This is a genomic window from Deinococcus roseus (assembly GCF_014646895.1).
Classification (GTDB): Bacteria; Deinococcota; Deinococci; order Deinococcales; family Deinococcaceae; genus Deinococcus_C; species Deinococcus_C roseus.
The window spans coordinates 156,167-181,530 of sequence record NZ_BMOD01000009.1; the positions used below are offsets into that span (position 1 = coordinate 156,167).

General features: G+C 56.8%; 23 protein-coding genes. 13 read left to right on the forward strand and 10 right to left on the reverse strand.

Annotation, left to right across the window (positions count from 1 at the left end; all coding sequences use genetic code 11):
• Positions 1-16: 16 nt before the first annotated feature.
• The 4 genes from IEY52_RS13510 to IEY52_RS13525 all read right to left on the reverse strand — a co-directional run bounded on the left by IEY52_RS13510 (position 17) and on the right by IEY52_RS13525 (position 2,335).
• Positions 17-451, reverse strand: a complete 435-nt coding sequence (locus tag IEY52_RS13510; protein ID WP_189003224.1) for a type III secretion system chaperone family protein — start codon at positions 449-451, stop codon at positions 17-19.
• A 115-nt stretch (positions 452-566) separates the two neighbouring features.
• Entirely contained in the window at positions 567-971 is a 405-nt protein-coding gene (locus IEY52_RS13515) for a helix-turn-helix domain-containing protein (RefSeq protein ID WP_189003225.1), read from the reverse strand.
• Positions 968-1,363 (reverse strand): hypothetical protein, encoded by a 396-nt coding sequence (locus IEY52_RS13520; protein ID WP_189003226.1) that lies wholly within the window; start codon positions 1,361-1,363, stop codon positions 968-970. Before IEY52_RS13520 ends, IEY52_RS13515 begins: the two co-directional genes overlap by 4 nt.
• A 51-nt stretch (positions 1,364-1,414) precedes the next feature.
• Entirely contained in the window at positions 1,415-2,335 is a 921-nt protein-coding gene (locus tag IEY52_RS13525) for a PadR family transcriptional regulator (RefSeq protein WP_189003227.1), read from the reverse strand.
• Between the two features lie 100 nt (positions 2,336-2,435).
• Here IEY52_RS13525 and IEY52_RS13530 point away from each other — a divergent pair, with 100 nt between their 5' ends.
• Complete coding sequence (locus IEY52_RS13530) at positions 2,436-3,437, forward strand: phosphotransferase enzyme family protein (RefSeq protein WP_189003228.1); 1,002 nt, start codon at positions 2,436-2,438, stop codon at positions 3,435-3,437.
• 1 nt (position 3,438) lies between these two features.
• Here the strand turns inward: IEY52_RS13530 and IEY52_RS13535 are convergent, their stop codons facing one another.
• Positions 3,439-4,233 (reverse strand): hypothetical protein, encoded by a 795-nt coding sequence (locus IEY52_RS13535; protein ID WP_189003229.1) that lies wholly within the window; start codon positions 4,231-4,233, stop codon positions 3,439-3,441.
• 218 nt (positions 4,234-4,451) lie between these two features.
• On the opposite strand from IEY52_RS13535, the gene IEY52_RS13540 reads away from it, so the two are divergent.
• From IEY52_RS13540 to IEY52_RS13590, 11 genes are all read left to right on the forward strand, one after another.
• Positions 4,452-5,777, forward strand: a complete 1,326-nt coding sequence (locus tag IEY52_RS13540) for a TolC family protein (protein WP_189003230.1) — start codon at positions 4,452-4,454, stop codon at positions 5,775-5,777.
• Positions 5,774-6,817 carry a TolC family protein gene (locus IEY52_RS13545; RefSeq protein ID WP_189003231.1) on the forward strand — a complete coding sequence of 348 codons (1,044 nt, stop codon included), beginning with the start codon at positions 5,774-5,776 and terminating at the stop codon, positions 6,815-6,817. Before IEY52_RS13540 ends, IEY52_RS13545 begins: the two co-directional genes overlap by 4 nt.
• Positions 6,814-8,178, forward strand: a complete 1,365-nt coding sequence (locus tag IEY52_RS13550) for an efflux RND transporter periplasmic adaptor subunit (RefSeq protein ID WP_189003232.1) — start codon at positions 6,814-6,816, stop codon at positions 8,176-8,178. Before IEY52_RS13545 ends, IEY52_RS13550 begins: the two co-directional genes overlap by 4 nt.
• On the forward strand, positions 8,175-8,879 hold the full coding sequence (locus IEY52_RS13555; protein WP_308425017.1) for an ABC transporter ATP-binding protein: 705 nt from the start codon (positions 8,175-8,177) through the stop codon (positions 8,877-8,879). The genes IEY52_RS13550 and IEY52_RS13555 overlap by 4 nt, the downstream gene beginning before the upstream one ends.
• The gene (locus tag IEY52_RS13560) at positions 8,876-10,174 is read left to right on the forward strand and encodes an ABC transporter permease (protein WP_189003233.1); all 1,299 of its coding nucleotides are present in this window, start codon (positions 8,876-8,878) and stop codon (positions 10,172-10,174) included. The genes IEY52_RS13555 and IEY52_RS13560 overlap by 4 nt, the downstream gene beginning before the upstream one ends.
• A 28-nt stretch (positions 10,175-10,202) precedes the next feature.
• On the forward strand, positions 10,203-10,853 hold the full coding sequence (locus IEY52_RS13565; protein ID WP_189003234.1) for a hypothetical protein: 651 nt from the start codon (positions 10,203-10,205) through the stop codon (positions 10,851-10,853).
• A 127-nt stretch (positions 10,854-10,980) separates the two neighbouring features.
• Positions 10,981-11,790 carry a DUF6683 family protein gene (locus IEY52_RS13570; RefSeq protein WP_189003235.1) on the forward strand — a complete coding sequence of 270 codons (810 nt, stop codon included), beginning with the start codon at positions 10,981-10,983 and terminating at the stop codon, positions 11,788-11,790.
• A gap of 37 nt (positions 11,791-11,827) precedes the next feature.
• Positions 11,828-12,733 (forward strand): pyridoxal kinase PdxY, encoded by a 906-nt coding sequence (gene pdxY, locus IEY52_RS13575; RefSeq protein ID WP_189003236.1) that lies wholly within the window; start codon positions 11,828-11,830, stop codon positions 12,731-12,733.
• A gap of 124 nt (positions 12,734-12,857) precedes the next feature.
• Positions 12,858-15,173: a glutamine--tRNA ligase/YqeY domain fusion protein gene (locus IEY52_RS13580; RefSeq protein WP_189003237.1), complete on the forward strand. Its 2,316-nt coding sequence runs from the start codon at positions 12,858-12,860 to the stop codon at positions 15,171-15,173.
• A gap of 335 nt (positions 15,174-15,508) precedes the next feature.
• Positions 15,509-16,999, forward strand: a complete 1,491-nt coding sequence (glpK, locus tag IEY52_RS13585; RefSeq protein WP_189003238.1) for a glycerol kinase GlpK — start codon at positions 15,509-15,511, stop codon at positions 16,997-16,999.
• A gap of 340 nt (positions 17,000-17,339) precedes the next feature.
• Positions 17,340-18,302: an ArsR/SmtB family transcription factor gene (locus tag IEY52_RS13590; RefSeq protein WP_189003239.1), complete on the forward strand. Its 963-nt coding sequence runs from the start codon at positions 17,340-17,342 to the stop codon at positions 18,300-18,302.
• A gap of 68 nt (positions 18,303-18,370) precedes the next feature.
• Here IEY52_RS13590 and IEY52_RS13595 read toward each other — a convergent pair whose 3' ends face one another.
• From IEY52_RS13595 to IEY52_RS13610, 4 genes are all read right to left on the reverse strand, one after another.
• Positions 18,371-19,348, reverse strand: a complete 978-nt coding sequence (locus IEY52_RS13595; RefSeq protein ID WP_189003240.1) for an NAD(P)-dependent alcohol dehydrogenase — start codon at positions 19,346-19,348, stop codon at positions 18,371-18,373.
• Positions 19,349-19,439: 91 nt separating this feature from the next.
• Complete coding sequence (locus IEY52_RS13600) at positions 19,440-20,159, reverse strand: DUF4386 domain-containing protein (protein ID WP_189003241.1); 720 nt, start codon at positions 20,157-20,159, stop codon at positions 19,440-19,442.
• 11 nt (positions 20,160-20,170) lie between these two features.
• Entirely contained in the window at positions 20,171-20,434 is a 264-nt protein-coding gene (locus IEY52_RS13605; RefSeq protein WP_229684788.1) for a DUF8691 family protein, read from the reverse strand.
• A gap of 405 nt (positions 20,435-20,839) precedes the next feature.
• Entirely contained in the window at positions 20,840-21,730 is an 891-nt protein-coding gene (locus IEY52_RS13610; RefSeq protein WP_189003242.1) for an SDR family NAD(P)-dependent oxidoreductase, read from the reverse strand.
• 104 nt (positions 21,731-21,834) lie between these two features.
• Between IEY52_RS13610 and IEY52_RS13615 the strand changes: the two genes are divergently transcribed.
• Complete coding sequence (locus IEY52_RS13615; RefSeq protein WP_189003243.1) at positions 21,835-22,449, forward strand: CGNR zinc finger domain-containing protein; 615 nt, start codon at positions 21,835-21,837, stop codon at positions 22,447-22,449.
• A 25-nt stretch (positions 22,450-22,474) separates the two neighbouring features.
• Here IEY52_RS13615 and IEY52_RS13620 read toward each other — a convergent pair whose 3' ends face one another.
• Positions 22,475-25,111, reverse strand: a complete 2,637-nt coding sequence (locus IEY52_RS13620; protein WP_189003244.1) for a winged helix-turn-helix domain-containing protein — start codon at positions 25,109-25,111, stop codon at positions 22,475-22,477.
• Positions 25,112-25,364: the final 253 nt, after the last annotated feature.

The window sequence follows — 25,364 nt, forward strand, 5'->3', positions numbered from 1 at the left end:
CCTGACAGAAGCAGGATCAGCCCTTGAGGGTGTGCTGTTCCAGGGTGGCGTAATCGTCCTGGAAGTGCATCAATACGCCGCTGAACAGGGTGTCGAAGGTGCTCTGGGGAAACTCGCTGAGGGTGGGGTAAAAGCCCACGTATTCCAGCCACACGTTGCCGTCGCTGTCCAGGGAACGGCTGAAGGCGCGTTCACGGTTGCGGGAGTTCAGCAGTTGCAGCACTTCCTTCTGGCGGTGCTCGTAGGTTTTCTGGGTCACGCAGGTGATTTCCAGGCGGCTGGTGTCGTCACCGGTGTCAGCAAGGCTGACCAGAACGGCAGCGTCGCCCATCTCGAATTTCCAGCCCATGCGAATGAAGCGCTGGCCATTGTTGTCCTGCATTTCCAGGTGGACTTCTTTTTCTTTGAGGTACTTCACAATGGTGTCGATGGTGAGCAAAGCAGTGGTCATGGGGTTTCTCCTGAGGAAAGTGCATTTTGAATCAACACAGGAACGACGTTGAATGCACACGAGAAGGCTTGCTCTGGCAGAACCAGAGGGTTGAAGGTCAGCTTTGAGCAAAAGGTCAGGTGGCCCGGATGGGTTCTCCACCTTCTTCGGGAATGAGTTCAATCACCACCCTGAAGCCCAGGGCCGTGGCAAACTTCACCAGGGTCTGGATGCCCAGGGTTTCTCCTGAAGCCTGAATCTGCATCACACGGGGCTGGGAGACACCCACCCTGTTGGCGAGTTCGCGGGTGGAGATGCCGCGCAGTTCACGGGCTTTCTCGATGAGCTTTCCGGCTTCCCGCAGGGTGATTTCGGTCTGCACGGTCTCCCGCAGTTCTGCAGGGGTCCAGGTGCGCACCTGGGACATCTTGGGAAAATCGGAAGGCTGGGCCAGGGCAAAGAGGGACATCAGTTCGTCGCTGGGGTTTTCGTCCAGGTCTGCAATGTCCTTGAGGCGCTTCAGGATGTCCTCTGCGCTCATGTTGCAACAGCCCTGTCCAGAACATTTCTGCCCTGCAAATCTGCTGAACGCACTGCAGCACAGCCGTTCAGCAGCTTCATGCTGACCCGGTCATGGTCGGTGGTTTCTGCATGGACCAGCACCACCTCTTCGGGGTTTCTCCAGTAGAAGTACACCCTGGCGCAGGCTTTCTGGTCTCTGGCCTGGGTGCGCAGTTCATAAAGGGGAGAACCCTGAATCGGGCGAATGTACCGGCTTCTGGAACCGTTGAGGTACAGATCCTCACACATGGCCAGGCAGGCACTGACCGCTTCGTGTTTGCTTGCCTCTGCCATCTTGAGCAAATCTTCGATGAGCAGCGGGTGGCCTTTCCGCTGTTGCGGGTGCCGGGCAAGGTAATGGCGAATGGTCATGCGATAAGATTACTCTTATCAAGGTGATAAGTCAATCCTTATCAGAAAGGTTCACCCCACCAGCCAGCTCTCCGCATCCTCCCTGTTCTCGAACACCCTGAACACCTGTCCCTGGTTGGATTCTGCAGCCATTTCCCGGAAGCGCAGTTGCTTTTGCTGCCAGTCTGGCACGATCAGGGCGGTTTTCAGATGGTAATTGGTGATTTTCTGCAGCATGGCTCCGGCCACCCCGGTGCGCAGCTGGAAGAACTCTTCTGAGAGGACCTGCTCGTGCAGCATCAGCAGGGGGGTTTGCTCCTGCCAGCTCAGGGCCACCAGATCCAGGGTGTCCTGCTCTGACTTGAGGGGAGCGCTGGCTGAAAACACTTCGATGTAGGTTTTGTTGTTGTGGTGAATCACCTGATGGTTCATGTTGGGTTTTCCTTTGGCAGAGGACGGCAAGAGGTCCAGTTCTTTGCGCAGGCGCATCACCCAGTCCAGTTCGCTGTGATAAGAGGTGATCAGGCTGTCCTGCATCATCTTCCAGAGCAGCTTTTCTCTGGTGGTGCGCTGTGGGGCGGGTGGGTTTCGTTTGTGGCTTTCCTGCAACATGCGCAGGCCCATTTCCAGTTCGTCTTCGTAGCGGGTGATCAGGTCAGAGAGGTCTTCGTCGGAAAGCTGGTCTGCCCAGGCCAGTTGCACCAGAAAGGGCTTCCTGAATTCTGGAAGTTCGGGTCTGGTCAGCACGAACTGGCGCAATTCCTGCAGTCCGGTTTCGGTCAGGCTGTAAAGCTTCTTGGTGGGGGCACCGTCCTGATGCTGGGTTTCGTTGGTGACCAGACCTTCATCTGAAAGTTGCACCAGGGCCTTGTAAATCTGGTTGTTGTTGCCAGACCAGTGCATCTCTGGAGATCCCTCAAAGTGCTTTTTGAGGTCGTATCCGGTGGCGGGCTTCCAGCTCAGAAGGCCCAGAATCGCGTGTTTGATGGACATAAATCTCCTAACATAGGTTAAAGATAACATAGGTTACTGGAGGCAGCAATAAGCCTTTCAGCCCACAGCAAATAAACCCGCCTTGCCGTAATCTGGGAGCATGAATTTCTTTCCTGTGCAGTCCAGCTTGCTGGATGCCCATGCCCTGCAGAGATTGGTTGAGCAGGAGCATGACCTCCCCTTCCCCATTTCCTGCGTTCTGTACCTGCAAGGCGACAACGACACCTACCAGATTCGGGCTGCAGATCAGACCCACTATTTGCGGGTGTACACCCACAACAAAGACCCCGAGCACCACCTGAGAATCGCCACCGAAATTGATCTGCTGGAAATCGCCCACGCTGCCGGGGTGCCAGTGGCCCGTGCCCTTTCCAGAAAAGATGGAAGTTACCTGCACCTGCTGAACGCACCAGAAGGCATCCGGGTGGCGGTGCTCTTTGAAGGTGTGCCCGGAGTTGCCCCCGGAAAAAACCTGACTGCAGAACAGGCACAGCTGTACGGTCAGGCTGTGGGTGAGTTGCACCGGGCATGGAATGTGGACCAGGTGCTTCCCCTGCCCATTTATGATGCCGTTCCTGTTGTGGAAGAACCCATCAAACTGCTCACTTCTTATTTGCAGCAGCGGCCGGAGGATCTGGACTTTTTGCAGGAGGTGGCAGACCGGGTGTCCATTCAGATCAGCACCCTCCCGGACCATGGGGCAGCTTATGGGGTGATTCATGGGGACCTGCACAAAACCAATGTGCTGTTCACCCCGGAAAACCAGCTTTCCCTGATAGACTTCACCACAGTGGGTTACGGCTGGAGGGCACACGAAGTGGCGGTGATGCTGTGGTCCACAGCCCTGGTCGGAGATTTTGAACCCAGACCCTTTCCAGCCGTTTTTCAGGCTTACCTGCAAGGCTACGAATCCGTCAGGCCTCTGGACGATAAAGAAAAAGCGGCCCTTCCCCTGCTTGCTGCAGGGCAACATCTGTGGATCATGGGGGTGGAGGTGGCCCTGGTGCAAAGTGGCCGCTGGGACACCCACTGGGTCACCACCGACGGCTGGCTGGACCAGTGGATCGGGAAGTTAAGACACTGGATGGCGTTGCATCCCTGAATCAGAGATACGCGATCTCCCGGAAAGTGATTTGGTAGGGTCTGCTGCTCCATTTCTGGGTGGTTTCCTGCCAGCCATAAGCCCTTTTTTCAATCCAGTTGCCTTTTGCATCGAAAGTGTAGCTGTAACGGTAAGCCGGATTTTTCTCGTTTTTGTAGAAAGCCCCCTCTTCCAGCACCAGACCCTGCGGATTTTTCACCTGATAATCCTTCCAGCCCGGGTGCTCAGAGGGGCTTTCTGTTTTCAGGACCAGGCCTCCTGCAAGGTGCTGGTAGGTCAGGGTTTTAAAACCAGGGGTGCCTTCCAGATATATTTTCCCTTTGAGCACGCGGCCTGAGGCATCACATTGACGGATTTCCGTGTGCCGTCTGGGATCTGCGGCTTGCTGAATGCGGGTCTGGATCTCACAGCCCTTCCCATCAAAAACCGAGTCCCGCACTTCAAAGGGTTCCTGTTCTTCGGTGACCTCCAGATGCAAGGTGCGGTTTTGAGGATTCCAGGTGTAAATGGACACCTGCAAATCAAACCCTATGGGCTGCTGGAAAACATCGGTGGCAGAGGAGCCTGCAGCATTGAAAGTGATTTCCCGATAAGAGGCTTCCAGAACACTGGCAAGATCCTGCTGATAAGAGATGGAGACTTTTGCAACCTTGCCTTTCAACTCAAACAGGCTGTAAAGGTCCAGGGCCACAGCCTGAGAAAACCCCATCCAGAAGATGCAAAACAGCACCACCATGTTTTTTCGGGCATGCTGGGATGAAAGGGCCTGAAATGGGATGTTCAAAAAATGAACCATGGGATTTTGCTCCTTTGGCTGTGGTGCAGGAGATTCTTCTCTTCAGGTTACTGCTTTAAATCCAAATGGACACCAAACCATCACATAATTTCTGCCTTCTGCCTTCTGCCTTCTGCTGTCTTTTTGCCCTCGGCATCAAAACATCTCCATCAAATCTCCACAAAAGGTCCACTCCCCCTTCACTGCCCCAAACCAGACTGGAATATGGAGGTAAGAATGTGCGTGTTACACGTCCCCTGACCCTGCTGCTTTTTCTGGGGTCCCTTCACAGTCTGGCGGCCCCGATTGCGCCGCAGGATTTGTTGAACCTGATTCCTTCTTCACCTGCTGGACAGAACCTTTTGCTTTCCGAACAGCAAGCTGCTGCGGCCTGGAATGCTGCGCAGGCCGCGCTCGGGCTGAAAGTCAATGCAGGTGGAAATTATTCCCTGAACACCTCGGATTTTTCCAGCACCCAGCAATCAGGAAGTGTGAACCTGTCCCTTTCTTTGCCTGTTTTGCCCTGGGGAACGGCTTTTGATGGCCTGAAAACCGCACAGCGCAACCTGAAAAGTGCTTTGCTGGATGCCCGCGATGCCCGCAACATCCTGAACAGCAAAATCATCAGCGGTTATTACAGTGTCGCTCTGGCAGAACTGGACCTGAAACTGGCGAAGGAAAACCAGACGCTGGCAGAAAGCCAGTTGCAGGTGGCCCAGCAGCAGAGAGGACAGGGCACGGCCAGTCTGGAAACCCTGTTGCAGGCCCAGCAGAAAGTGAACACCACACAGGCCAGCACCCTGAAAGCCCAGAACAACCTGGAGGTGGCCCGCAGCACCCTGGGGAACACCCTGGGCCTGCCGCTTCCTGAAGGGGAATTCACTGCAGAGGTGCAATCTGCACTGCCTGACCGCACCCTGCAGCAGTGGACCACCCTGGCCCTGTCCCAGCGCAGCGATCTGCAGAAAGCCCAGATGAAGCTGGAATCTGCCCAGGAGGCACTGAATCAGGCCATTGAAGACCGCTGGAGGCCCAATGCCACCGTGTCCAGTGGGATCAGCAGTGGTGGTCTGGGGATAGATCTGGGCCTGAACCTGCAAACCGGAGTGCTGAGCAGCAGTGCCAGCTATTCCTTCCAGAACAGCACCCAGAACACCAGCAGCCAGACCGGTTACAAGGTCAGCCTTTCTGCCAGCATTCCGATTGTGGACGGCACCCAGGACGCCAACATCCAGACCCAGCAACTGAACCTGCAGAGTGCCAGTGCCGCTCTGGACACCACAAAACAGACGGCCATTCTGGATGTGAAACAGAAGTACAGCAGCGTGCAACTGGCCCGACTGCAGGTGCAAAACAGCAACAGCAACCTGGAACTGGCCCGTGAGCACCTGAAAGTGATGGAAGCACGCCTGAAGGCGGGTCTGAGCACCAGCCTTGACCTGACCGGAGCGCAAATTGCACTGGAACAGGCCCAGAAAGACAAAACTTCCGCAGAGGTGTCCCTGCTTTCTGCGGTTCTGGACCTGCTGGCCGCAGCAGGACAGCCTTTTGGAGGAGCATCGTGAGAAATGGCATTTTGGTGATGGTGGTACTTGCTTCCAGTGCAGCTTTTGCCCAGTCTGCAACAACCGTGACGTTTCAGAGCGTCCTGAAACTGGCCATCGACAGGGGCACCGATGTGGCCAACCAGAAAACCAGCCTGAGCACCGCCCAGGCCGATCTGCAGGCCAAAAACGAAGATCCCAGCACTTTGATTTTGCCCCTCACCCAGGCCCAGCAGAGCGTGAAGCTGGAAACCCTCAAGCTGGATTATGTGAAGTTGCAGCTCACCCAGAACGTGCTTTCTGCTTACCTGAGCGTGCTGGAAGCCCAGGAAAACCTGAATGTTTTAAAAGCCCAGGTGGATCTGGACCAGATGAACCTGGACATCGCAAAAGCCAAACTGGCCACCAAGAACGCCACGCAACTGGATGTGAGCAAGGCCCAGAACACCCTGAATTCCAGCCAGCAGGACCTGAAAAACGCCCAGGCCAGTTTCCCTGTGCTGAAAGAGAAACTGGATGCTTACACCGCTGGCAGCCTGCCCGACAACTTCCAGGTCAGTGAGCCCCAGTTGAAAGTGACCGCCTACAAACTGGACGACCTGCTGAAAAGCAGTGAAAGCAGCCTTCCCACCCTGCTGCAGAGCAACCAGAGCCTGACCATTGCGCAGATGAATGTGCAGTTCTCGGACAACGATTACACGCCCAGAAGCACCCTGGACAGCGCAAAAGCCAGCCTGCAGAGCGCCCAGCGCAGCCTCGCCTCGCAGAAAACCAGCACCCAGAGCAGCGTCAAGGATGCGTACCAGAGCTACCTGAACAGCCAGGAACGCAGCAAATTCAGTCTGGAAGACCTGAACAACAGCCAGGCCACCCTGAAGCAGGATCAGGCCAGATACAAGAACGGCACCATCTCCAAGTACCAGCTCAAGCAATCTGAAGTGGCCGTGCTGAAATCGGAACAAAGTTACCTGCAGGCCAAAGACAGCTCCCTGAAAGCCATTGCTGCACTGGCAGTGGCCACAGGCGTGGACACCCTGAACACCCTGGGAGGCACCCAGTGACACCCCGCGCCAGGGGCTTCCTGATTGCAGGAGGCGTCGTGCTGGTGCTGGGGGCGGGTGGAGGCTGGTACTGGTACCAGCAGAAAAACAAGGCCACCGAAACCACCGTGGCCCAGATTCAGACAGCGGAGGTCACCTCTCAGGACTTCCAGATCACTGTAGAGGGGCCAGGGTCCTTGCAGGCCAGCACCACCTACGCCGTGAAATCCAACGTTTCAGGCACCGTGCAACAGCTGAAAAACGTGGGGGACCGGGTGGTGAAGGGGCAACTGCTGGCCCGCATTGATCCCGACCAGTACCAGCAGGCTTTAACCGATGCCCAGATTTCTTTGCAGAAGGCCCAACTGCAACTGGACAGCCTGAAGGCCAACCAGAACAGCACCATTCTGGGACAGCAGCAGGCCATCGCAAACGCACAGCTGAGCTACACCAGCGCCCAGAACGATTACAACACGGCCCTCACCACCCTGAATGCCAACCAGAAGATCTATGACGCGGGCGGCATCAGTGCCCAGGTTTTGCAAGATTCTAAAAACAGCCTTGCAAAGGCAGAAAGCAGCCTCACCACAGCAAAACTCAATCTGGCCAGCGCCAGAGAAAACCTCTCCACCAAAAGCACCACAGGAGCGCAGGACCTCAAATCCTCCCAGCTTGCTGTGGAACAGGCCAGACTGTCCATCAAAACCGCCCAGGACAACCTGGCCCAGACCAAGATCTACGCCCCCATCTCTGGAATCATCAGCAGCCTGGACAGCGCAGATGGCACCATGGTTTCCGGGAACACCGGGGTTCTGACCATCCAGAACGACAACAAAGTCAAGGTTCCGGTGCAGGTGGATGAAACCGAGATCAGCAAGGTCAAGGTGGGTCAGCGGGTGGAGGTCACCCTGGATGCCCTCCCGGACCAGACGTTTGAAGGGAAAGTCACCCAGGTGGATCCCTCCGCCACCATCTCCCAGAACATTGCGGTCTTCAATGCCACGGTCACCCTGGACAACCCGGAGCACACCCTCAGACCGGGCATGAGTGCAGAATCCACCATCATCACGCTGGAGGTGCCTGCAGCCATGATGGTCCCCAAAACTGCAGTGGACACGGTGCGGCGCAGGGCTTACGTGAACGTGCAGCATGAAGATGGAACCATTGAAGCCGTGCGGGTGCGCACCGGTCCCGATGACGGCACCAACATCGTGGTGGAATCGGGTCTGCAACCCGGTCAGAAAGTGGTGCTGCCCACCACCACAACCACCTCTGCTTCCGGCACCCAGAGGCAGACAGGACAAAATGGGCAAAACGGACAGGGCAACAATTTCCGGGGGGGCGCGATTGGCATTCCTCTGGGGGGAGGGTTTGGAAGATGACCCCCGTGGTGGACATCCGGCAGGTCAAAAAGCTCTACAAAATCGGGGAGGACACCTTTGAAGCGCTCAAAGGCGTGGATGTCACCATAGAGAAAGCAGAAATGGTCTCCCTCATCGGCCCATCAGGCAGCGGAAAAACCACCCTCATGCAGATCATCGGCCTCCTGGACCGCCCCTCCAGTGGTCAGTATTTTCTGAACGGTCAGGATGTCACCCAATTGAGCGAAAACCAGCGAAGCGACTTCAGGAACCAGCACATCGGGTTTGTCTTTCAGGCCTTTTATCTGCTCTCCCGCATGAACGTGCTGGAAAACGTTGAGGTGCCCCTCACCTACGCAGGATACGGAGCACGGGAACGCAAAGAGGTTGCCATGGGTTTGCTGGAAAAAGTGGGGCTGGCCGACAAATGGCGAAATTTGCCTTCCCAGCTTTCAGGGGGCCAGAAACAGAGGGTGGCAATTGCCAGAGCACTCACCACCAACCCGAGTTTGCTGCTGGCAGATGAACCGACGGGAGCGCTGGACACCAAAACGGGAGAAGAGGTGATGAACCTGTTCGAGTCGCTGAATCAGGAAGGGGTGACGGTGATCATCGTGACCCACGAAATGGAAGTTGCCGCCCGAACCCGACGCATCATCCGCATCCGGGACGGCAACATCGAGCAGCCCAGAATTGAACCGTCAGGGGTGGAATCTGCATGAGCAGCACCAGATCACAAGCTGCAAACCCTCCCGCCCGACCCTCCAGACGGAGCATCGGGATGGGGGTGATTTTTCGGATTGCCTGGAAAGCCATCATCGGGAACCCCCTCAGGTCTGCCCTGACCGTGCTGGGCGTGGTGATTGGTGTGGCTGCCGTGGTCGCTCTGGTGATGATTGGGCAGGGGTCGACCAGCAACATCACCAAATCTTTAGAAAGCCTCGGCACCAACCTCCTCACCGTTGGACCCAACTTTGGCGGAAGAAACCAGGGGGGTGGGGGCGGCATCGTGCGCACCGGAGACCGCCAGAGCGTCACCATGAAAGATGTGGAGGCCATCCAGCGACAGCTTGGCAGTCAGGTGGCCGGAATTGCCCCGGTCAGCCAGGGCCGTTACCAGATCAAATACGGCAAGAGCAACCTGAACGTGCAGGTCACCGGAACCTGGCCCGATTACGCAACCGTGCGCAATTCTGCCGTGGACAAAGGGGCTTTTTTCAGCAAGGCAGATGTGGATGGCCGCAAACGCACCGCAGTGATCGGGTACGGGATTGCGCAGGACCTGCTCACCGATGTGGACCCCATCGGGCAGAAAATCAAACTGGGTGGCATCTCCTTCACGGTGGTGGGTGTGCTTCCTGACAAGGGAGATGCGGGCTTTGCCAACGCCAATTACAGCGTCCTGATCCCGCTGAGCACCTTCCAGAAACGCCTCTCCAGGTCCAGCCCCTCCAATCCCACGGTGTCCAACATCTACATTCAGGGACCGGACCAGAAAACCCTCAAAGACCTGCAAAACACCGTGACAGAACTGATGGCCACGCAGCACGAGCAGACCGATCCCACCAGTTACGACTTTCAGGTGCAAAACCAGGCCGATGCACTCGCCAGCATCAATCAGGTGTCCCAGACCCTGACGCTGTTTCTGGGTGGGGTCGCAGGAATCAGCCTGCTGGTGGGCGGCATCGGCATCATGAACATCATGCTGGTGAGTGTCACCGAACGCACCCGTGAAATTGGCATCCGAAAGGCCCTGGGGGCCAAACCCCGAGACATCCTCACGCAGTTTCTCACCGAGTCCGTGGTGCTCTCTGTGGGAGGCGGCTTGCTGGGCATTGCCATTGGACTGGGCCTCGCCAATGGGGTGGGGAAAGTCCTGAACATCACCCCCGTGATGTCTCCATCCAGCATGCTGCTGGCCTTCACCTTCTCGGTGGTGGTGGGGGTGTTTTTCGGGTATTACCCCGCCAGTCGGGCTGCAAAACTTGACCCTGTGGACTCTCTTCGTTATGAGTAAAACCGTTACGAGCAAGAAAGGAATCTCCATGAACAAAAAAAACCTCTTCATCAGCATGCTGCTGCTTGCAGCTTCTCCAGCCATGGCACAACAAAACCAGAACCAGGGGCAAAATCAGGGACAGGGGCAACGCCAGTTTCAGATTGACCCTGCCATGCGGGCCAAAATGCAGGCTTTCCAGCCCGTGCAGGACCTCTCCCGCACCCTGCGCATGATTGGCGAGGTGCACAGGCAAAAAGGACTGGCGATCAGCAAAGCCCAGGCTGCCAAACTGATCCCCATCCTGAAAGACATCCAGACCCGCAAATCCCTGAAACCCAAAGATGCAGATGCCCTGCTGGTGAAAATTGAGGACCTCCTCACCGATCCACAACTGACCTGGATCGACAAACAGCAGATCCGCAGGCCCGGTCAGGGAGGACAGGGTGGTCAAAACGGGCAGAATGGTCAGGGGGGACAGGGCAACCAGCTTCGTCAGAACGGGCAGGGCGGTCAAGGGGGTCCGTTCCAGGGCAACGGTCAGGGAGGCCAGAACGGTCAGAACCGTCAGGGCGGACAGGGCGGCAACCGGGGTTTTGGAAACTTCCAGGCCCTGATGTCTGCAGCCAATCCCTTTGCGGTGGATCCCTTCAAGGGACAGGTGTCCAGCCTGCTGACCATCCTGCAAAAAATCAAATAAAACACCTTCACTGCAGCACCGGAGGCCTGGTCTTCCGGTGCTGCTTCATCACATCCGGCAGCCCCAAAAAGGTCTACGCTGTGGGTGATGCTCGGGACTCCAGATGGACCCGAAATGGAGGTTCCCCATGAGATTCAGACCTTTCAGACCCAACTTCACCATCAAACAAATCTTCACCACAGGCCTGCTGCTGCTGGGCACCTTTGCCGCACCCGTTTTTGCCGAAGACTCGCAGTTTGCAGGCGGCCTGGGGGGCAGCATCGGCAACCCCATTGGAAACACCGAGGGACAGGGAGTGCTGAACAACCTGAACAGGGACAACATGTTCGGGCGGCAGGGGCAATCCGAAGGGGGCAGAACCAACAGCAACACCCAGACCCCCACTGGCACCTCCACCCAGACCGACATCGCCAAATCCCTGGACGCGGGTTTCAAAGCAGGCCCTTACATTTATCCCCAAAAACTGGCTGCCACCCTGACCAACCTGGACGCCAGCCAGCAACAGCAGGCCACAGGCATTTTTGAACAGCTGTTGCAGGTGTACGACCAGCAGGTGGCCGTGCAGGACACCCGCCTGAAAAACAATGTGGTGGGGGCCATGGTGTATTCCACTTACGTGAGCACCTTTGTGCTGACCGGGGTGGAACTGTCTGAGGCGCAGCAGGAAGGACTTTTTGCCGCCCTCAACCGCACTTTTCTTTCTGATCCCTCTTTTGCTGCCATGAACGATGCCACCCGTCAGGAGCTGTACGAGGCGCTGATCATCACGGCTTCCTTTGCGCTGGGCACCTATGCCAATTCTGCTGGCGATTTCTCACAGCTGGAAATTGCAGAAACCCTCTCTGCTTATTTGATCCAGACCATCTTCCAGCACGACATCGACGAGTTGCAGTTCACCAGTGAAGGGGTGAATCTGGTGCAAGCGTCTTTTATGTGATGGTCCGGGACTTTGCTGCTGGATTATGCTTGATGCCATGAGCGAAGTCCCTTTCAAAAAACACCAGAACATCCTGTCCATCCAGTCGTGGGTGTCTTATGGGCATGTGGGCAATGCTGCGGCCACCTTTCCGCTGCAACGCATGGGATTCAACGTGTGGGTGGTCAACACCGTGCAGTTCTCCAACCACACCGGGTATGGCAAATGGAAAGGGATGGTCTTCCCTTCCGAGCATGTCCGGGAGATCATTGAGGGTATTGCAGAACGCACTTCACTGGCCGAGTGTGATGCAGTGCTGTCCGGGTACATGGGGGATGCAGGCACCGTTGCCGCCATTCTGGAGGCTGTGCGCAGGGTCAAAGAAGCCAATCCAGCCGCCCTGTACTGCTGTGACCCCGTGATGGGAGATGTTGGAAGGGGCATTTTCGTGCGCCCCGACATCCCCGAAGTCATGAAACTGCTGGCTGTCAAAGCTGCAGACATCGTGACCCCCAACCAGTTTGAACTGGAACTCCTGACCGGGCACACTGTGAACACCCTGCAGGAGGTGCTGGAAGCCGTGCAGGTCTTGCGCTCTCAGCTTCATGCAGAGGGTCCGCGCATTGTGGTGGTGACCAGCCTGATCCGGGAAGATGCCCCTGCAGACCACATCGAAACGCTGGCTGTTTCAGATGAGGGGGCCTGGGTGGTGCAAACCCCCCTGATCCCTCTGGACCCGCCCAGAAATGGTACGGGAGACGCCATTGCGGCCCTGTTCCTGGGGAATTTCCTGAAAACCAGAAACATCAAAGACAGCCTGGAAAATGCTGTTTCTGCGCTTTATGGACTGCTGGACCTGACCCACCAGATGGGCACCCGTGAAATTCAGCTGGTGGCAGCTCAGGAGGAGTATGTGCAGCCCAGTCGCAGGTTTGAAGCTGTGTCTGTTTCGGGGAATGGATAGGCTATCCTCAAAACAGTCTGTCCGAAACGGGTTGCCCCCTGTCAGAGCATTCTGATTCCTGCTGCATATAGCACAAAAAGCTTTTTCTTCCGTGTCCCTGTGGTGGTATCCTTATACCCAATATATGAGCCACTCTACAGACGCCCGTCACGTCAGTCCCAATTTCATCACCGAGATCATCGACAGCGACCTTGCAAAAGGCCGCTACCCAGAGGTGGTGACCCGCTTCCCTCCCGAACCCAACGGCTACCTGCACATCGGGCATGCCAAGGCCATCTGCCTGAATTTTGGCATCGCACTGGATTACCAGGGGCAGTGCAACCTGCGTTTTGACGACACCAACCCCGAAAAAGAGAACTACGAGTTCGTGAATTCCATCCGTCAGGATGTGGAGTGGCTGGGGTTCAAGCCTGCCCAGGTGCTTTTCGCCTCGGATTACTTTGAGAAGTATTACGAATGCGCCGTGCAGCTGATCAAAGACGGCAACGCTTACGTGGATTCTGTCTCTGACGAGGAAATGCGCCAGCTCAGGGGCAACCTGGAAGAACCCGGCAAACCCAGTCCATACCGGGACCGCAGTGTGGAAGAGAACCTGGATTTGCTGGCCCGCATGCGTGCAGGCGAATTCCCCGAAGGTGCCCACGTTCTGCGCGGCAAGATTGACCTGTCCCACCCCAACATGAAGCTGCGGGATCCCGTGCTGTACCGCATCCTGCATTCCTCGCACTACCATGTGGGGGAAGGCTGGCACATCTATCCCCTTTATGACTTTGCGCACCCGCTGGAAGATTTCATCGAAGGCATCAGCCACTCGATTTGCACCCTGGAATTCGAGAACAACCGGGCCATTTACGACTGGCTGCTGGACAGCCTGAAAGGCAAGTGCGGTTTTCCCGAAAACCCACGCCCCCACCAGTACGAGAATGCCCGTCTGGTGCTGGACAACACCGTGCTCTCCAAACGCAAACTGATCATCATGGCAGAGCAGCGTTACCTGGACGGCTGGAACAAGCCCTTCCAGCCTCCGGTGATCAGTGGCTGGAACGACCCACGCATGCCCACCATTTCGGGCATCCGCCGCAGAGGGGTGCGCCCCGAGGCCATCCGGGAATTCATTCGCCGGGTGGGGGTCTCCAAGACCAATTCTCGCGTGGACCTCAGTACCCTGGATGCCACCATCCGGGACGACCTGAATTTCATCTCCCCCAGGGTGATGGCCGTTCTGAAACCTCTGAAGGTGATCATCGAGAACCTGCCCGCAGGCCATCTGGAAGAACTGGACGCCCCTTACTGGCCGCACGATGTGCCCAACGAGGGAACCCGCAAACTCCCCTTCACCCGTGAAATCTACATTGATCAGGACGATTTTATGGAAGAGGCCACCTCTGGTTTCCAGCGCCTCACTCTGGGAGGTCGGGCCAGATTGAGGTATGCCTACAACATCACCTGCAACCAGGTGATCAAGGACGATGCGGGCAACGTTAAAGAGCTGCTGTGCAGTTATGACCCGGAAAGCCATGACGGTCCAAAAGGTGTCAAGGGCGTGGTCCACTGGGTCAGTGCAGAGAAGGCTGTGCCTGCCGAATTCCGGGCCTATGAGCGCCTCTTCACCGTGGCGAACCCTGATGCAGAGGAGGGCGATTTCACCGATTACCTGAACCCCGAATCCCTGAAAACCTTCCGGGGTTTTGTGGAGCCCAGTGTGCTGTCGGACAGCAAGGAAACCCGTTACCAGTTCGAGCGGGTCGGTTACTACTGGCAGGACCCCGAGGAAAGCACCCCAGGAAATCTGGTCTTCAACCGCATTGTGACCCTTAAGGATTCCTTTGCAGAGCAGAAAGCCGAGGGCCGAGGGCCGAGGGCCGAGGGCAAAAAGCCAAAAGCAGAAAGCAAGCCTCAGGTGAAAAATCAGGTTGTTCTCTCCTCAGAAGAAAAAATTCTGGTGGATGCTTACAAAGCCAGAGGCCTCAATGAATCCGAGGCCGTCACGCTGGCAAGGGATGAAAAGCTGAGCAGCTATCTGTCAGAGTCTGGAGAGCACCTGTCCCATCTGGCAAGCTGGGTGATCGGAGATCTGTCCGGGGCCATCCGTGAAGGGCGCAACACCATCACCCTGGAGCAACTGTCCAGTCTGGTCAGCAAAATCCAGAGCGGCGAAATCAGCAACCGCATTGCCAAAGATGTGCTGGCAGAAGCCCTGGAATCCGGTCAGGACCCCAACGCCATTGTGGAAACCAGAGGCCTGAAGCAGGTCAGCGACACAGGCGCACTGGAAGCCGTGATCCGTCAGGTGATGGAGCAAAACCCCGACAAGGTGACCGCTTACCGTTCTGGCAAAACCGGCCTGATCGGATTCTTTGTCGGTCAGGTCATGCGGGAAACAAAAGGTCAGGGCAATCCGCAACTGGTCAATGGGTTGGTGGCGAAGCTGCTGGGATAATCTCCCTGTGCTCGTTTCACTCGCACTGTCCCCCTTAACGAAGGGGGATTTTTGTTGTTCTAGAGGGCAACCATTTCAGACACACACCAACCCATCAGTGTTGGGAGATTATTGTAGTCCCAAAGGGCAACCATTTCAGACGCCCACCAAGTCCCCCTTCGTTGAGGGGAACCGCCCTGAGCACAGCGAAGGGCAGGGGGATCTCACACCCAGTGCTCCCAGACATCACCCACAGGGAAATCCACTGAACATCTGTTCACACGCATTGACGCATCTTTCACCAGCGGGTAAGTTCAAAAGACGTGCATCGCAATTCAGCAGGTGAAGGAGCCGCCATGAAATACATTCTTGCCCTGGATCAGGGCACCACCTCCTGCAGGGCCATCGTGTTTGACCATGAGGGCACCGTCAGGGGGACCGCCCAGAAGGAATTTCAGCAGTTTTTTCCGCGTCCAGGGTGGGTGGAGCATGATGCCCAGGACATCTACAGCACCCAGGTGGGGGTGACCAGTGAGGTGCTGGCACACCTGGGGCTTTCGGGGCAGGACATTGCGGCCATTGGGATCACCAACCAGCGGGAAACCACCGTGCTGTGGGACCGGGCCAGTGGTCAGCCCATTGCACATGCCATTGTGTGGCAGGACCGCAGGACCGCCGGGCGCTGTGATGAACTGCGGCAGCAGGGCAAGACAGAGGTGTTCCAGCAGAAAACTGGACTGGTGCTGGACGCTTACTTTTCGGGCACCAAGCTGGAATGGCTTTTGAACAACACAGAAGGGGCCAGAGAACGCGCCGCAAAAGGCGAACTGGCTTTTGGAACCATTGACTGCTGGTTGCTCTGGAAGCTGACCGGAGGCAAAGTCCATGTCACCGATCCCAGCAACGCTGCCCGCACCTTGCTGTTCAACATCCACACCGGAGACTGGGACGATGAACTGCTTTCCATCTTGAACATTCCCCGTGCCCTGCTGCCCGAGGTCAAATCCAGCAGCGAGGTGTATGGCCAGACCCTGCCTCACCTGTTTGGGGGTGAAATTCCCATTGCTGGCATTGCTGGAGACCAGCAGGCAGCCACTTTTGGTCAGGCCTGCCATGAGGTCGGGATGGCCAAGAACACGTATGGAACAGGCTGCTTTCTGCTGCTCAACACCGGACAGGAGGCCATTCCCAGCCAGAACCACCTGCTGACCACTGTGGCATGGAAACGGGAAGACCAGCTGACTTATGCTTTAGAGGGCAGTGTGTTCATGGCGGGGGCAACCGTGCAGTGGCTCAGGGATGGTCTGGGCATCATCCGGGACAGCAGCGAGGTGGAAAGCCTGGCCGCCAGTGTGGAAAGCACCGATGGGGTGTATCTGGTGCCTGCTTTTGTGGGTCTGGGTGCCCCTTACTGGGACCCTTATGCCAGAGGAAGCCTTTTTGGCATGACCCGTGGAACCACCCGTGCCCACATTGCACGGGCTGCGCTGGAAAGCATCTGTTTTCAGACGGCAGATGTGTTGCACGCCATGCAGGAGGATTCCGGGATCACTTTGACTGAGCTCAGGGTGGATGGTGGGGCTTCGCGCAACAACCTGATGATGCAGTTCCAGGCAGACATTCTGGGTGTGCCTGTGGTGCGTCCGAAAGTCACCGAGACCACCGCTCTGGGGGCCGCTTATCTGGCGGGTCTGGCCGTGGGGTTCTGGTCGGGTTTGCAGGACATCAGCCAGCAGTGGCAGGCAGATGAGCGCTTCGAGCCCAACATGTCCGCAACAACCCGCGAGAAATTTCTGGCAGGCTGGAAGAAAGCTGTGGACCGGGCCAGAAACTGGGAAGACGCCTGATGTTCTGAGGCTTTCAGCTCCTGGCTTTTCCCAGAAAGGGTCAGGTTTTTTTGATCTGTTTTGCACCAGATCCAGCTGGGTCAATCCCGGTTGGGCCTGTTTTTGTCCAGAGTTCAGCGCTTAAAAGCTGTTTCAGGGATTTTGAAGCCTGGATCTGGGGTCAAATGGGGGCTTGCGCTCCAGGATGCACAATCTTCGCTCTCCATTTATGTCAATTTTTCTTGTATAATTACCACAGTTTCGGGAACTGTCAGAGACAACAGCTGGTGGCACCCCTCTGTGTTCTTTCCTCCCCGGTGCCTTTCAGTTGCCTGTTTCAGATTGCTTTTCAGGAGAACGCATGATCATTGCCCGCAACAAAACCCTGGTGGTTGAGGGAGAAGAAGCCCTCAAAGTCCTCTCTGCCCTCAACTCCGACACCCGGTTGCTGATCCTCAGCCTGCTGTCCCACCGGACCATGAATGTCTCTGCCCTCACCGAAGCACTGGACCAGCCGCACTCCACGGTCAATTTCAACCTCAAACAACTGGAAGAAGCCGGGCTTTTAAGCATCCAGTACATGCCGGGCACCCGTGGCCGACAGAAAATGATCTCCAAGAATTACGACGAGATCCTGGTGAAACTCCCCGGCGTGAACATCGAAGCAGACCATGATGTGGTGGAAGTCTCCATGCCCATTGGGAATTACAAGCGCTTTGAAGCAAAACCCACCTGCGGCATGGCCAGCGAAAGCAAATACATTGGGCTGATCGACGACCCCAGAAGTTTTTACGAACCAGAGCACGTTTACGCGCAATTGATCTGGTTTCGCACCGGATTTGTGGAATACGACTTTCCCAACAACCTGCCTTACGGCTCGGTGGCCACCGAAATTGAAATCAGCATGGAAATCTGCTCAGAGGCCCCAGAATACGACCTGGACTGGCCTTCGGACATCACCCTGTGGGTCAATGGCATTGAAATTGGCTCCTGGACCTCTCCTGCAGACTTTGGCGGGGTGAAAGCCAAACTCACGCCCTCCTGGTGGTCGCTGGACCAGACCACCCACGGTTTGCTGAAACGCTGGCGCATCACGGCAGAGGGTGCTTACATCGATGGAGAAAAAATCTCTGGGATCAGCATGCAGGACCTCAAAATCGAAGACACCAACCATGTGGAGGTGCGCATTGGCGTGAAACCCGATGCCCGCCACCCCGGAGGGCTGAATCTGTTCGGGAAACGCTTCGGGAATTACGAGCAGGATGTGATCATGCGCACCCGCTATGCGTTTCGGGAAGGCGAACGCCCTTACAAGATCAAGTGAACTGCACAAAAGAATCCCGCATTTGTGGGATTCTTTTTGCTGTGACGCAGCCTCTTTCGCTCTGGCCCTCAGCCCTGACCCACGGTGATCACAATTTTCCCCTGGGTGTGCCCCTCTCCAAAAGACCGCATGGCGTCCTGCAGCTGACTGAGGGGATAGGTTTTGTTCACCACGGATTTGATGGCCCTGGATTCCAGTTTTTCCCTGAGGAAAGGCAGATCTGCTGCATTGGGTTGCAACGTCAGCACCCCGAATTGCTGGCCGTCTTTTCTGGACAGCCTGCGACCCTGCAGCAGGGCTTCAAAAATCTGTCTGTTGTCTCCGCCCACCATCACATACCGGCCTTTTTCCTTTAAAGCACGCTGGTAAGACCGGATGGGCTGGTAGCCATTGATGGCAAGAATCACATCGTAACGCTTCCCTGTGGTGGTGAAATCCTCCCGGGTGTAGTCCAGCACGTGGTCTGCTCCCAGGCTGCGGGCCAGTTCCACATTGCGGGGGCTGCACACCGCTGTCACTTCTGCCCCATAACTTTTGGCGATCTGCACAGCAAAAGTGCCCACTCCTCCTGAAGCCCCCTGGATCAGCACCTGCTGGCCTTTTTGCACTGCTCCCAGGTCCCTCAGGCCCTGAAGCGCCGTGATGCCCGCCAGGGGTGCTGCAGCGGCTTCCTCAAAACCCAGGTTGATGGGCTTGTGTTCCAGCAGGCTTTCCGGTACACAGACGTACTCTGCAAAAGCTCCCTCCTTGAAATGGGTGAGGGCTCCAAAAACCGATTCTCCAACCTGGAAACGTTGCACCTTGCTTCCCACAGCTTCCACCCGACCTGCCAGGTCCCTGCCGAGAATGGACTGCCTGGGGCGAAAAAGTCCAGAATTCAGACGCACCAGGAAGATGTTTGCGGTCAGAAGACGCCAGTCTGCAGAGTTGATGGAAGCCGCATGAACCCGCACCAGCACCTCGTTTTCACGTGGGGTGGGTTTTTCCAGCTGTTTGAGGTGCAACACTTCAGGGGTGCCGTATCGGGTGTAAACCATTGCCTGCATAAACCATCCACCTTTTTTGACATGCAACCGGGATGGGTTTCACCCCGGTTGCAGAGAGGGCCATTTCCGTGCTGGATGCTGCCAGCAACCTTCAGGAGATCTGGGGTTTCAGAGCAACGTCCTGCCATTTGCGGGTCACGGTGGGATTGAAACCCCGGACCATCAGCCACACCGCGAGGCTCATTTCATAAAGGAACACGGGCAGTGCAGCAATGGCGCCGGGCAGAGAGGTCTGTCCATAAAACCCGTAAATCACCAGCACAGAAGACACAAAAATCAGGGGGCCACCCAGCAATCCCAGCACCGCAATGGGGCGGGGCACCAGTCCAGAGCGGTACCAGATCCAGCCCAACATCAGGGTACTGACCCCCAGCGAGGTGTTGGGACCCAGCAGAAAAGTCCAGTCGTGTACGGCCACCAGCATGCGAGACACCGCCAGCAGGGATTGGGAATCTTGAACGCCTGACACAGGAAATTCCAGACCCAGGGTCAGCGCAGACAGCATCCCGATGATCCCCACAATCACAATGGTGGACTCCAGCAGCCTGAAACACACATACCCGATGGCCAGCGTTTCGCTGTACCTCCGCACCACCGGAAACATCAGGATGGAAATGCCAATCATGGACAGGCACAGCAGGATTTCCATGAAAACAGCTGTGGCAATCTGGGCTTCCTGGGGAACACCAGAAATCACGTAATCTTTATGACCCAGAATCGGTGCGTAAAGCACCAGCCCGATGATGGAGGTCACGGCAGCAAAAAGAAACAAAAATCCAACAAGCCTTGCACGGTTCAGGGGAGACAACATCAACAATCCTTTCATTCCTGTGAGGGGGAAGGGCTTTCCAGCCGTTGCAGGGAAACCAGGGGCAAACCCACATCCCGCAGTTTTCTGAGCAGACCGTACAGGGCAGCCTGGTCTTCCAGAAATCCCGTCAGCAGGGTTTCTCCAGATGGGGTTTCACGAACGGTCAGGCCATCAAACCAGCCAGACCATGCGTTTCCCAGTGCGCCCTGCACCCGGATCTGGTAGATTTCTCCTTGCAGCAAGGTCATGGGCGGTTCTTCAGGTTTGGGGCTCATGGCATGACAGCTCCTGCAACAGGACCATCAGGCATCCTGTTCTGTGGGGTTGGGTTTGAGGGGAAGGGGTTTGCTGGTGGGCTGGCTCAGGCTTTCTCTCTGCCAGTGACTTCATGTTAGCCAGAACAGGGTGTCCGGCAACAGACACCAAAGTGTTGTTCGGGGGTGTTGCTCGGGTGGGGTGAGGTGTTGCTCGGGTGGTGTTGGTGAAAAACCAAAAGGAAAAGGGCCTCCAGATCTGGAAGCCCTTTTGAAGGTGTTGATTGGTGAAAGTTGATCCGTGAAATGGCAGGATTCCTGTCCATCTTCCCATTTTAAGAAACACCCCTCAGAGAGAAACATCAGAGAGAAACATCAGAAAGAAAACCTCTTGTGCTTCTGTCAAAGGCTTTAAAGGTGTTGAGTTTAGCTGGCCTGAACGGTTCCGTCGGCAATTCGAGTGAAATCCTGCCAGTGGGTCAGGTCCTGCAAACGTCCTTGTAGCGTAGAACGCACGGCTTGCAGGGCCGCTGCTCCCAGCACCAGTCTTGCAGGAGGGGTGGGCTGGTCCAGCGCGGCCAGGACAGCAGCAGCCAGGTCTTCGGGTTTCAGAAATGCAGTGGCTGGAAGGGCACCGATGCCCTGCTGCACCTGCCTTACGGTGGCGTCGTAGTCTTCAATGGGGGTTGCAACCTGCAGGTTGGCCAGGAAAGGGGTGGCGGTCAGGCCGGGTTCCAGCAACGTCACCTGGATGCCCAGATGAGCCACTTCTTCACGCAGGGCATCGGTCAGGCCTTCCAGGGCATGTTTGGTGGCGGCCAGGAGGCCCACCCCTGCATGGGAGGTGAGGCCATACACACTGGATCCCTGCAGGATGTGTCCTGAACGCTGCCGACGCAACACAGGCAGCACAGCCCTCAGCACATTGCTGGCCCCGAAAACATTGGTGTCAAAAAGGTCCCGAAGTTGCTGGTCGCTGGCTTCTTCCACCCCTCCAAAGAGTCCATAAGCTGCATTGTTGGCCAACACGTCAAGGCGTCCAAAATGGTCCACGGCTTGCTGAATGGCAATCTTCACAGCCTGCTGGTCTTTCACATCAAAACCCAGGGGAAGCACCTGATCGGGGAAGGCTGCAAGAAGGTCTGCATTGGCAGAGAGGGTGCGGGCTGCTGCTGCCACTTTTTCTCCCCTGTTCAGGGCAGCAAGGGCGAGATGCCGTCCAATGCCACTGGAAGCGCCAGTGATGAGCCAGATTCTGTTGGATGGGGTACTGGATGAGGTGTTGCTGGATGGATGGGGAATGAATGTGCCTTTCATGGTTATGAGCATAACGATTTAGAACATAACAGTCAAGCCCTGAACATCCCTCCCCTGAGACCTGCATCACTGTGGTCCTGCAGGTGTCCCGTAAAATGGTCCTCATGGTCAGCACCCCCTCCAGCACTTCTGCAACCTCCTCCCACCTGCAGCCCAGCCTTGCAGCGGAACAGGTGCTGGCTTTCGTGAACACCCGCGCCAACAAACTGCAACCCGAACAGTTCCCAGACGCTGTAACCCTGGAACGCTGGTTGCAAGAACACCAGTTGATGAATCCAGAAGATGTCCTGACAGACACAGACCTGCAAGAAGCCTTGCAGCTCAGGGCAGCGCTGGTGGTGGTGCTGCTCTCGCATCTGGAAGACCCTGAAGCTGTTGCGCCAGAAGACCTGCAGCAGGCCACAGCCCACCTGCACCATCTGGCCAGAAGCCATCCCCTGATTTCGCTGATTTCTGACACAGAAGTCTCACTGGTGCCTGCACGCTCGGGAGGTTCTGCAGCCCTGGGACGGCTGCTGGGCCTGATCACCGAACTGGTCCTGACTGGACGCTGGAACCGCCTGAAAGCCTGCCGCAACGACGGCTGCCAGAACGGTTTCTACGACCGCACCCGCAACGGGGCAGGCACCTTCTGCAGCCAGAATCCCTGCGGAGCCCTGATGGCTATGCGGGCCTACCGCAAACGCAAACAGCAAACGCAACAAGTCCCCGAATCCTGACCGGAGTCCAGCAAACCAGAGTCCATCAGATCAGGCCCAGCCCTCTGGCACGGGCAATGGCCTCGGTGCGGCTTTTGACTTGCAATTTGCCAAAAATGTTGCGGTTGTGGCCCTTCACAGTGTCCAGCGCCAGGAAAAGGCGTTCTCCAATTTGCTGGTTGGACAGCCCCTGGGCCACCAGTTGCAGGATTTGCAATTCACGTCCGCTCAGGGCTTCAAGAGAAAAATCTGGCTGCAGCACCCCTGCAGTGCCCGCCTCACCGAAAGCATCCAGCACCCGCTGCACATGGGTCTGAATTTCGCTGGACTGGCGTTCTTTCACCTTGCGCAGCAGGCCCAGCATGGGAGACCCTGCCTCCAGAAACATGCGAATGCTGCCTTCAGGTGCCGTTTGCACCAGCACAGAAACCAGCACCTGTTCTGCAGCTTGCTGACCCAGCAGGTGCAGGGCTGCCACCTGCAGGCAAGTCAATTCCAGCCTGGTTCTGTGCAACCCCTGTTCTTCCAGCAGTTTCAGCAGAGGACCCAGCAATTCCAGAGCCGCCGCTGCCTTTTTCTGGGCCAGCAAAACCGCAATCTGGCACTGGGCATCCTGCAGCACATCTGTGTGTCGAGCAGCTTCATCCAGATTTCCCTGCTGCAAAAGCAACTTCACCCGCAAAGCCTGCAATTCTGGCAGACGGTGCGCAAAACCCTGGCGGGCAGCCAGCTCACAGCGCAACCAGCGGGTTTCTGCCCCCGAGACATCCTGCTGGGCCATCTGCACCTGAACCAGCAGCATCTCAGAAAGCAAAAACCGATCAATGGCCTGATCGTACTGTCGAGACAGCATCAGGCTCTGTTCCCCATGGTGCTGCGCAGCCTGCAGATCGTTGCGCTGCAGGGCAATCTGGGCCAGACCCAGGTGGGCATCTGCAGCATTGGGAAGCGCCGGATCCCCTGAAAGCTGCACCGCCCGCCAGAACGTCTGGGATGCAGCATTCAACTGGTGTTGCAGCTCCTGCACCATCCCCAGACCTGTCAGGCACAAAATCACCGAAAAGGTGTCCTGCACCGACTGGCTGAAGGTCAAAGCCTGCTGGAACAGTTGCCCTGCCCTTGCAGGTTCTCCCTGCATGCCCAGTGCACAGGCCCGCCCCCACAAGGCTGCTGCGCGAAAAGGAAGGTTGTCTGGAGACAGCATTTCCAGGGCCTTTTCAGAATGCTGCATCACCTCCTGAAAGCGGTACCGGGTCAGGGCCAGGGTGGAACGCATGGCCGACAGTTGCCCCAGCATGTTGTGCTTTTCTGGCGTGTCTGGTGCGTGTTGCAACGCATCTTCAGCAATCTGGATGTGCTCTGCCACGCCAGAAGTCTGACCGCGCACCAGCAAAAAAGAAGCTTTCATGGCAGACAGCAGCGGTCTGCGCTGCAGTGCAGGAACAGGCACAGACGCCATCCATTCCAGCACCCGGTCCACCGCACCACGCAAATGCAGTGGAATGGTGCCCTCCAGCAGCAGCTTTTCTGCACGGTCCAGGTCTCTGGCTGCACAGGCGTGCTCAAAAGCCTCCATGCCCAGGCCCTGCTCCTCATACCACTGGCTGGCCCGCACATGCAAATCTGCAAAAGTGGACTGGTTTGTGTGATCCGGGGTGTGCTGCAGGGTGTGCTGCAACCTCTGCCGCAAAAGCCCAGCAAACAGGTGATGATAGCGGTACCAGCGCTTTTCGGCGTCCAGGGGCACCAGAAACAAATTGGCCCGTTCCAGGTGTTCCAGCACCCCACTGGCAACCCCTGCTTGCATCCCCATCACCGCTGCACAGAGAGGGCCACACATGCGTTGCAGAATGGAGGTGTGCAGCAAAAACCGTTGCACTTCTGGAGTTTGCTGCTGCAAAACCTCCTCCAGCAGGTAATCCAGCACAAACCGGTGGTTCCCGGTGAACGCTGCAATTCTGGTTTGCGGATCTGGCTGCCCCTGCAAAGACAGGGCCGCCAGTTGCAATCCAGCAATCCAGCCTTCTGTGCGGTGCTCCAGGGCCTCCACCTCTGCAGAAGTCAGGGACAGTCCCATGCATTCGGTCAGGAAATCCCTGGCTTCCTGCAAGGTGAACCGCAAATCGGACAGCCGGATCTCATTCAGTTTGCCTTTGCTGCGCAAACGGGCCAGAGGAAGCGCCGGGTCTTCCCTGCTGGCCATCACCAGATGCATCTGCACCGGAAGATGCTCTGCCAGGAAAGTCAGGGCCTGACCTGCCTGGGGATCGTCCAGCACATGACAGTCGTCCAGCACCAGCACAAAAGGCTGAGGGATTTCAGCCAGAGCGTTGACCAGTGCAGTGAGCAGTGCAGGCAGTGCAGGCCGCTGAGGGGCCTGCAGGGCTTCCAGCAACCTGTCGCCAGCCTGGGGAAACAGGGTCTGCAAAGCAGCGATCACCCCTGTGATCAGACGGCCCACCTCATTGTCCGTGGCATCCAGCGACAACCACGCCACTGGACGGCCACACCCGGCCACCCAGTGGCTGACCAGTGTGGTCTTGCCCGAACCTGCCGAGGCAGACACCACCGTCAGGCGACACCCTGCATCCAGACCCGCCTGCAGTTTCTGCAGCAGATGAACGCGCTGCACCAGTTGAGGGCCAGCATCTGGGCGGTGCAATTTTGTGGTCAGGATCAACATGTTTCCCCTTGTGTGTCTTCTCCATACTGCCATGTCGTGCAGAATCTGTGCAGAAAGTGCAGCCTGGATCCAGGGAAAGGCCAGAAATTTTTCTACACAGGATCTTAACAAGGTGCAAAAAAGACCTTAAAACCCCTGGCGCATACTGCCTTTCAAGGTGAACAGCACCGGAAGCCCGACCTTCCCTGCCACCCCCGAAAGGAAAAACCAACATGAAAACCAACCTGCTGAAAACCATCACCACCACCCTCCT

Excerpts from the sequence above, each read along its gene's own strand:
- IEY52_RS13510 (WP_189003224.1), bottom strand. The coding sequence starts at position 451 with ATGACCACTGCTTTGCTCACCATCGACACCATTGTGAAGTACCTCAAA.
- IEY52_RS13590 (WP_189003239.1), top strand. The coding sequence starts at position 17,340 with ATGATCATTGCCCGCAACAAAACCCTGGTGGTTGAGGGAGAAGAAGCC.
- IEY52_RS13530 (WP_189003228.1), top strand. The coding sequence starts at position 2,436 with ATGAATTTCTTTCCTGTGCAGTCCAGCTTGCTGGATGCCCATGCCCTG.
- IEY52_RS13605 (WP_229684788.1), bottom strand. The coding sequence starts at position 20,434 with ATGAGCCCCAAACCTGAAGAACCGCCCATGACCTTGCTGCAAGGAGAA.
- IEY52_RS13580 (WP_189003237.1), top strand. The coding sequence starts at position 12,858 with ATGAGCCACTCTACAGACGCCCGTCACGTCAGTCCCAATTTCATCACC.
- IEY52_RS13515 (WP_189003225.1), bottom strand. The coding sequence starts at position 971 with ATGAGCGCAGAGGACATCCTGAAGCGCCTCAAGGACATTGCAGACCTG.
- IEY52_RS13555 (WP_308425017.1), top strand. The coding sequence starts at position 8,175 with ATGACCCCCGTGGTGGACATCCGGCAGGTCAAAAAGCTCTACAAAATC.
- pdxY (WP_189003236.1), top strand. The coding sequence starts at position 11,828 with ATGAGCGAAGTCCCTTTCAAAAAACACCAGAACATCCTGTCCATCCAG.
- IEY52_RS13535 (WP_189003229.1), bottom strand. The coding sequence starts at position 4,233 with ATGGTTCATTTTTTGAACATCCCATTTCAGGCCCTTTCATCCCAGCAT.
- IEY52_RS13570 (WP_189003235.1), top strand. The coding sequence starts at position 10,981 with ATGAGATTCAGACCTTTCAGACCCAACTTCACCATCAAACAAATCTTC.
- IEY52_RS13525 (WP_189003227.1), bottom strand. The coding sequence starts at position 2,335 with ATGTCCATCAAACACGCGATTCTGGGCCTTCTGAGCTGGAAGCCCGCC.
- glpK (WP_189003238.1), top strand. The coding sequence starts at position 15,509 with ATGAAATACATTCTTGCCCTGGATCAGGGCACCACCTCCTGCAGGGCC.
- IEY52_RS13615 (WP_189003243.1), top strand. The coding sequence starts at position 21,835 with ATGGTCAGCACCCCCTCCAGCACTTCTGCAACCTCCTCCCACCTGCAG.
- IEY52_RS13620 (WP_189003244.1), bottom strand. The coding sequence starts at position 25,111 with ATGTTGATCCTGACCACAAAATTGCACCGCCCAGATGCTGGCCCTCAA.
- IEY52_RS13520 (WP_189003226.1), bottom strand. The coding sequence starts at position 1,363 with ATGACCATTCGCCATTACCTTGCCCGGCACCCGCAACAGCGGAAAGGC.
- IEY52_RS13565 (WP_189003234.1), top strand. The coding sequence starts at position 10,203 with ATGAACAAAAAAAACCTCTTCATCAGCATGCTGCTGCTTGCAGCTTCT.
- IEY52_RS13595 (WP_189003240.1), bottom strand. The coding sequence starts at position 19,348 with ATGCAGGCAATGGTTTACACCCGATACGGCACCCCTGAAGTGTTGCAC.
- IEY52_RS13560 (WP_189003233.1), top strand. The coding sequence starts at position 8,876 with ATGAGCAGCACCAGATCACAAGCTGCAAACCCTCCCGCCCGACCCTCC.
- IEY52_RS13610 (WP_189003242.1), bottom strand. The coding sequence starts at position 21,730 with ATGAAAGGCACATTCATTCCCCATCCATCCAGCAACACCTCATCCAGT.
- IEY52_RS13600 (WP_189003241.1), bottom strand. The coding sequence starts at position 20,159 with ATGTTGTCTCCCCTGAACCGTGCAAGGCTTGTTGGATTTTTGTTTCTT.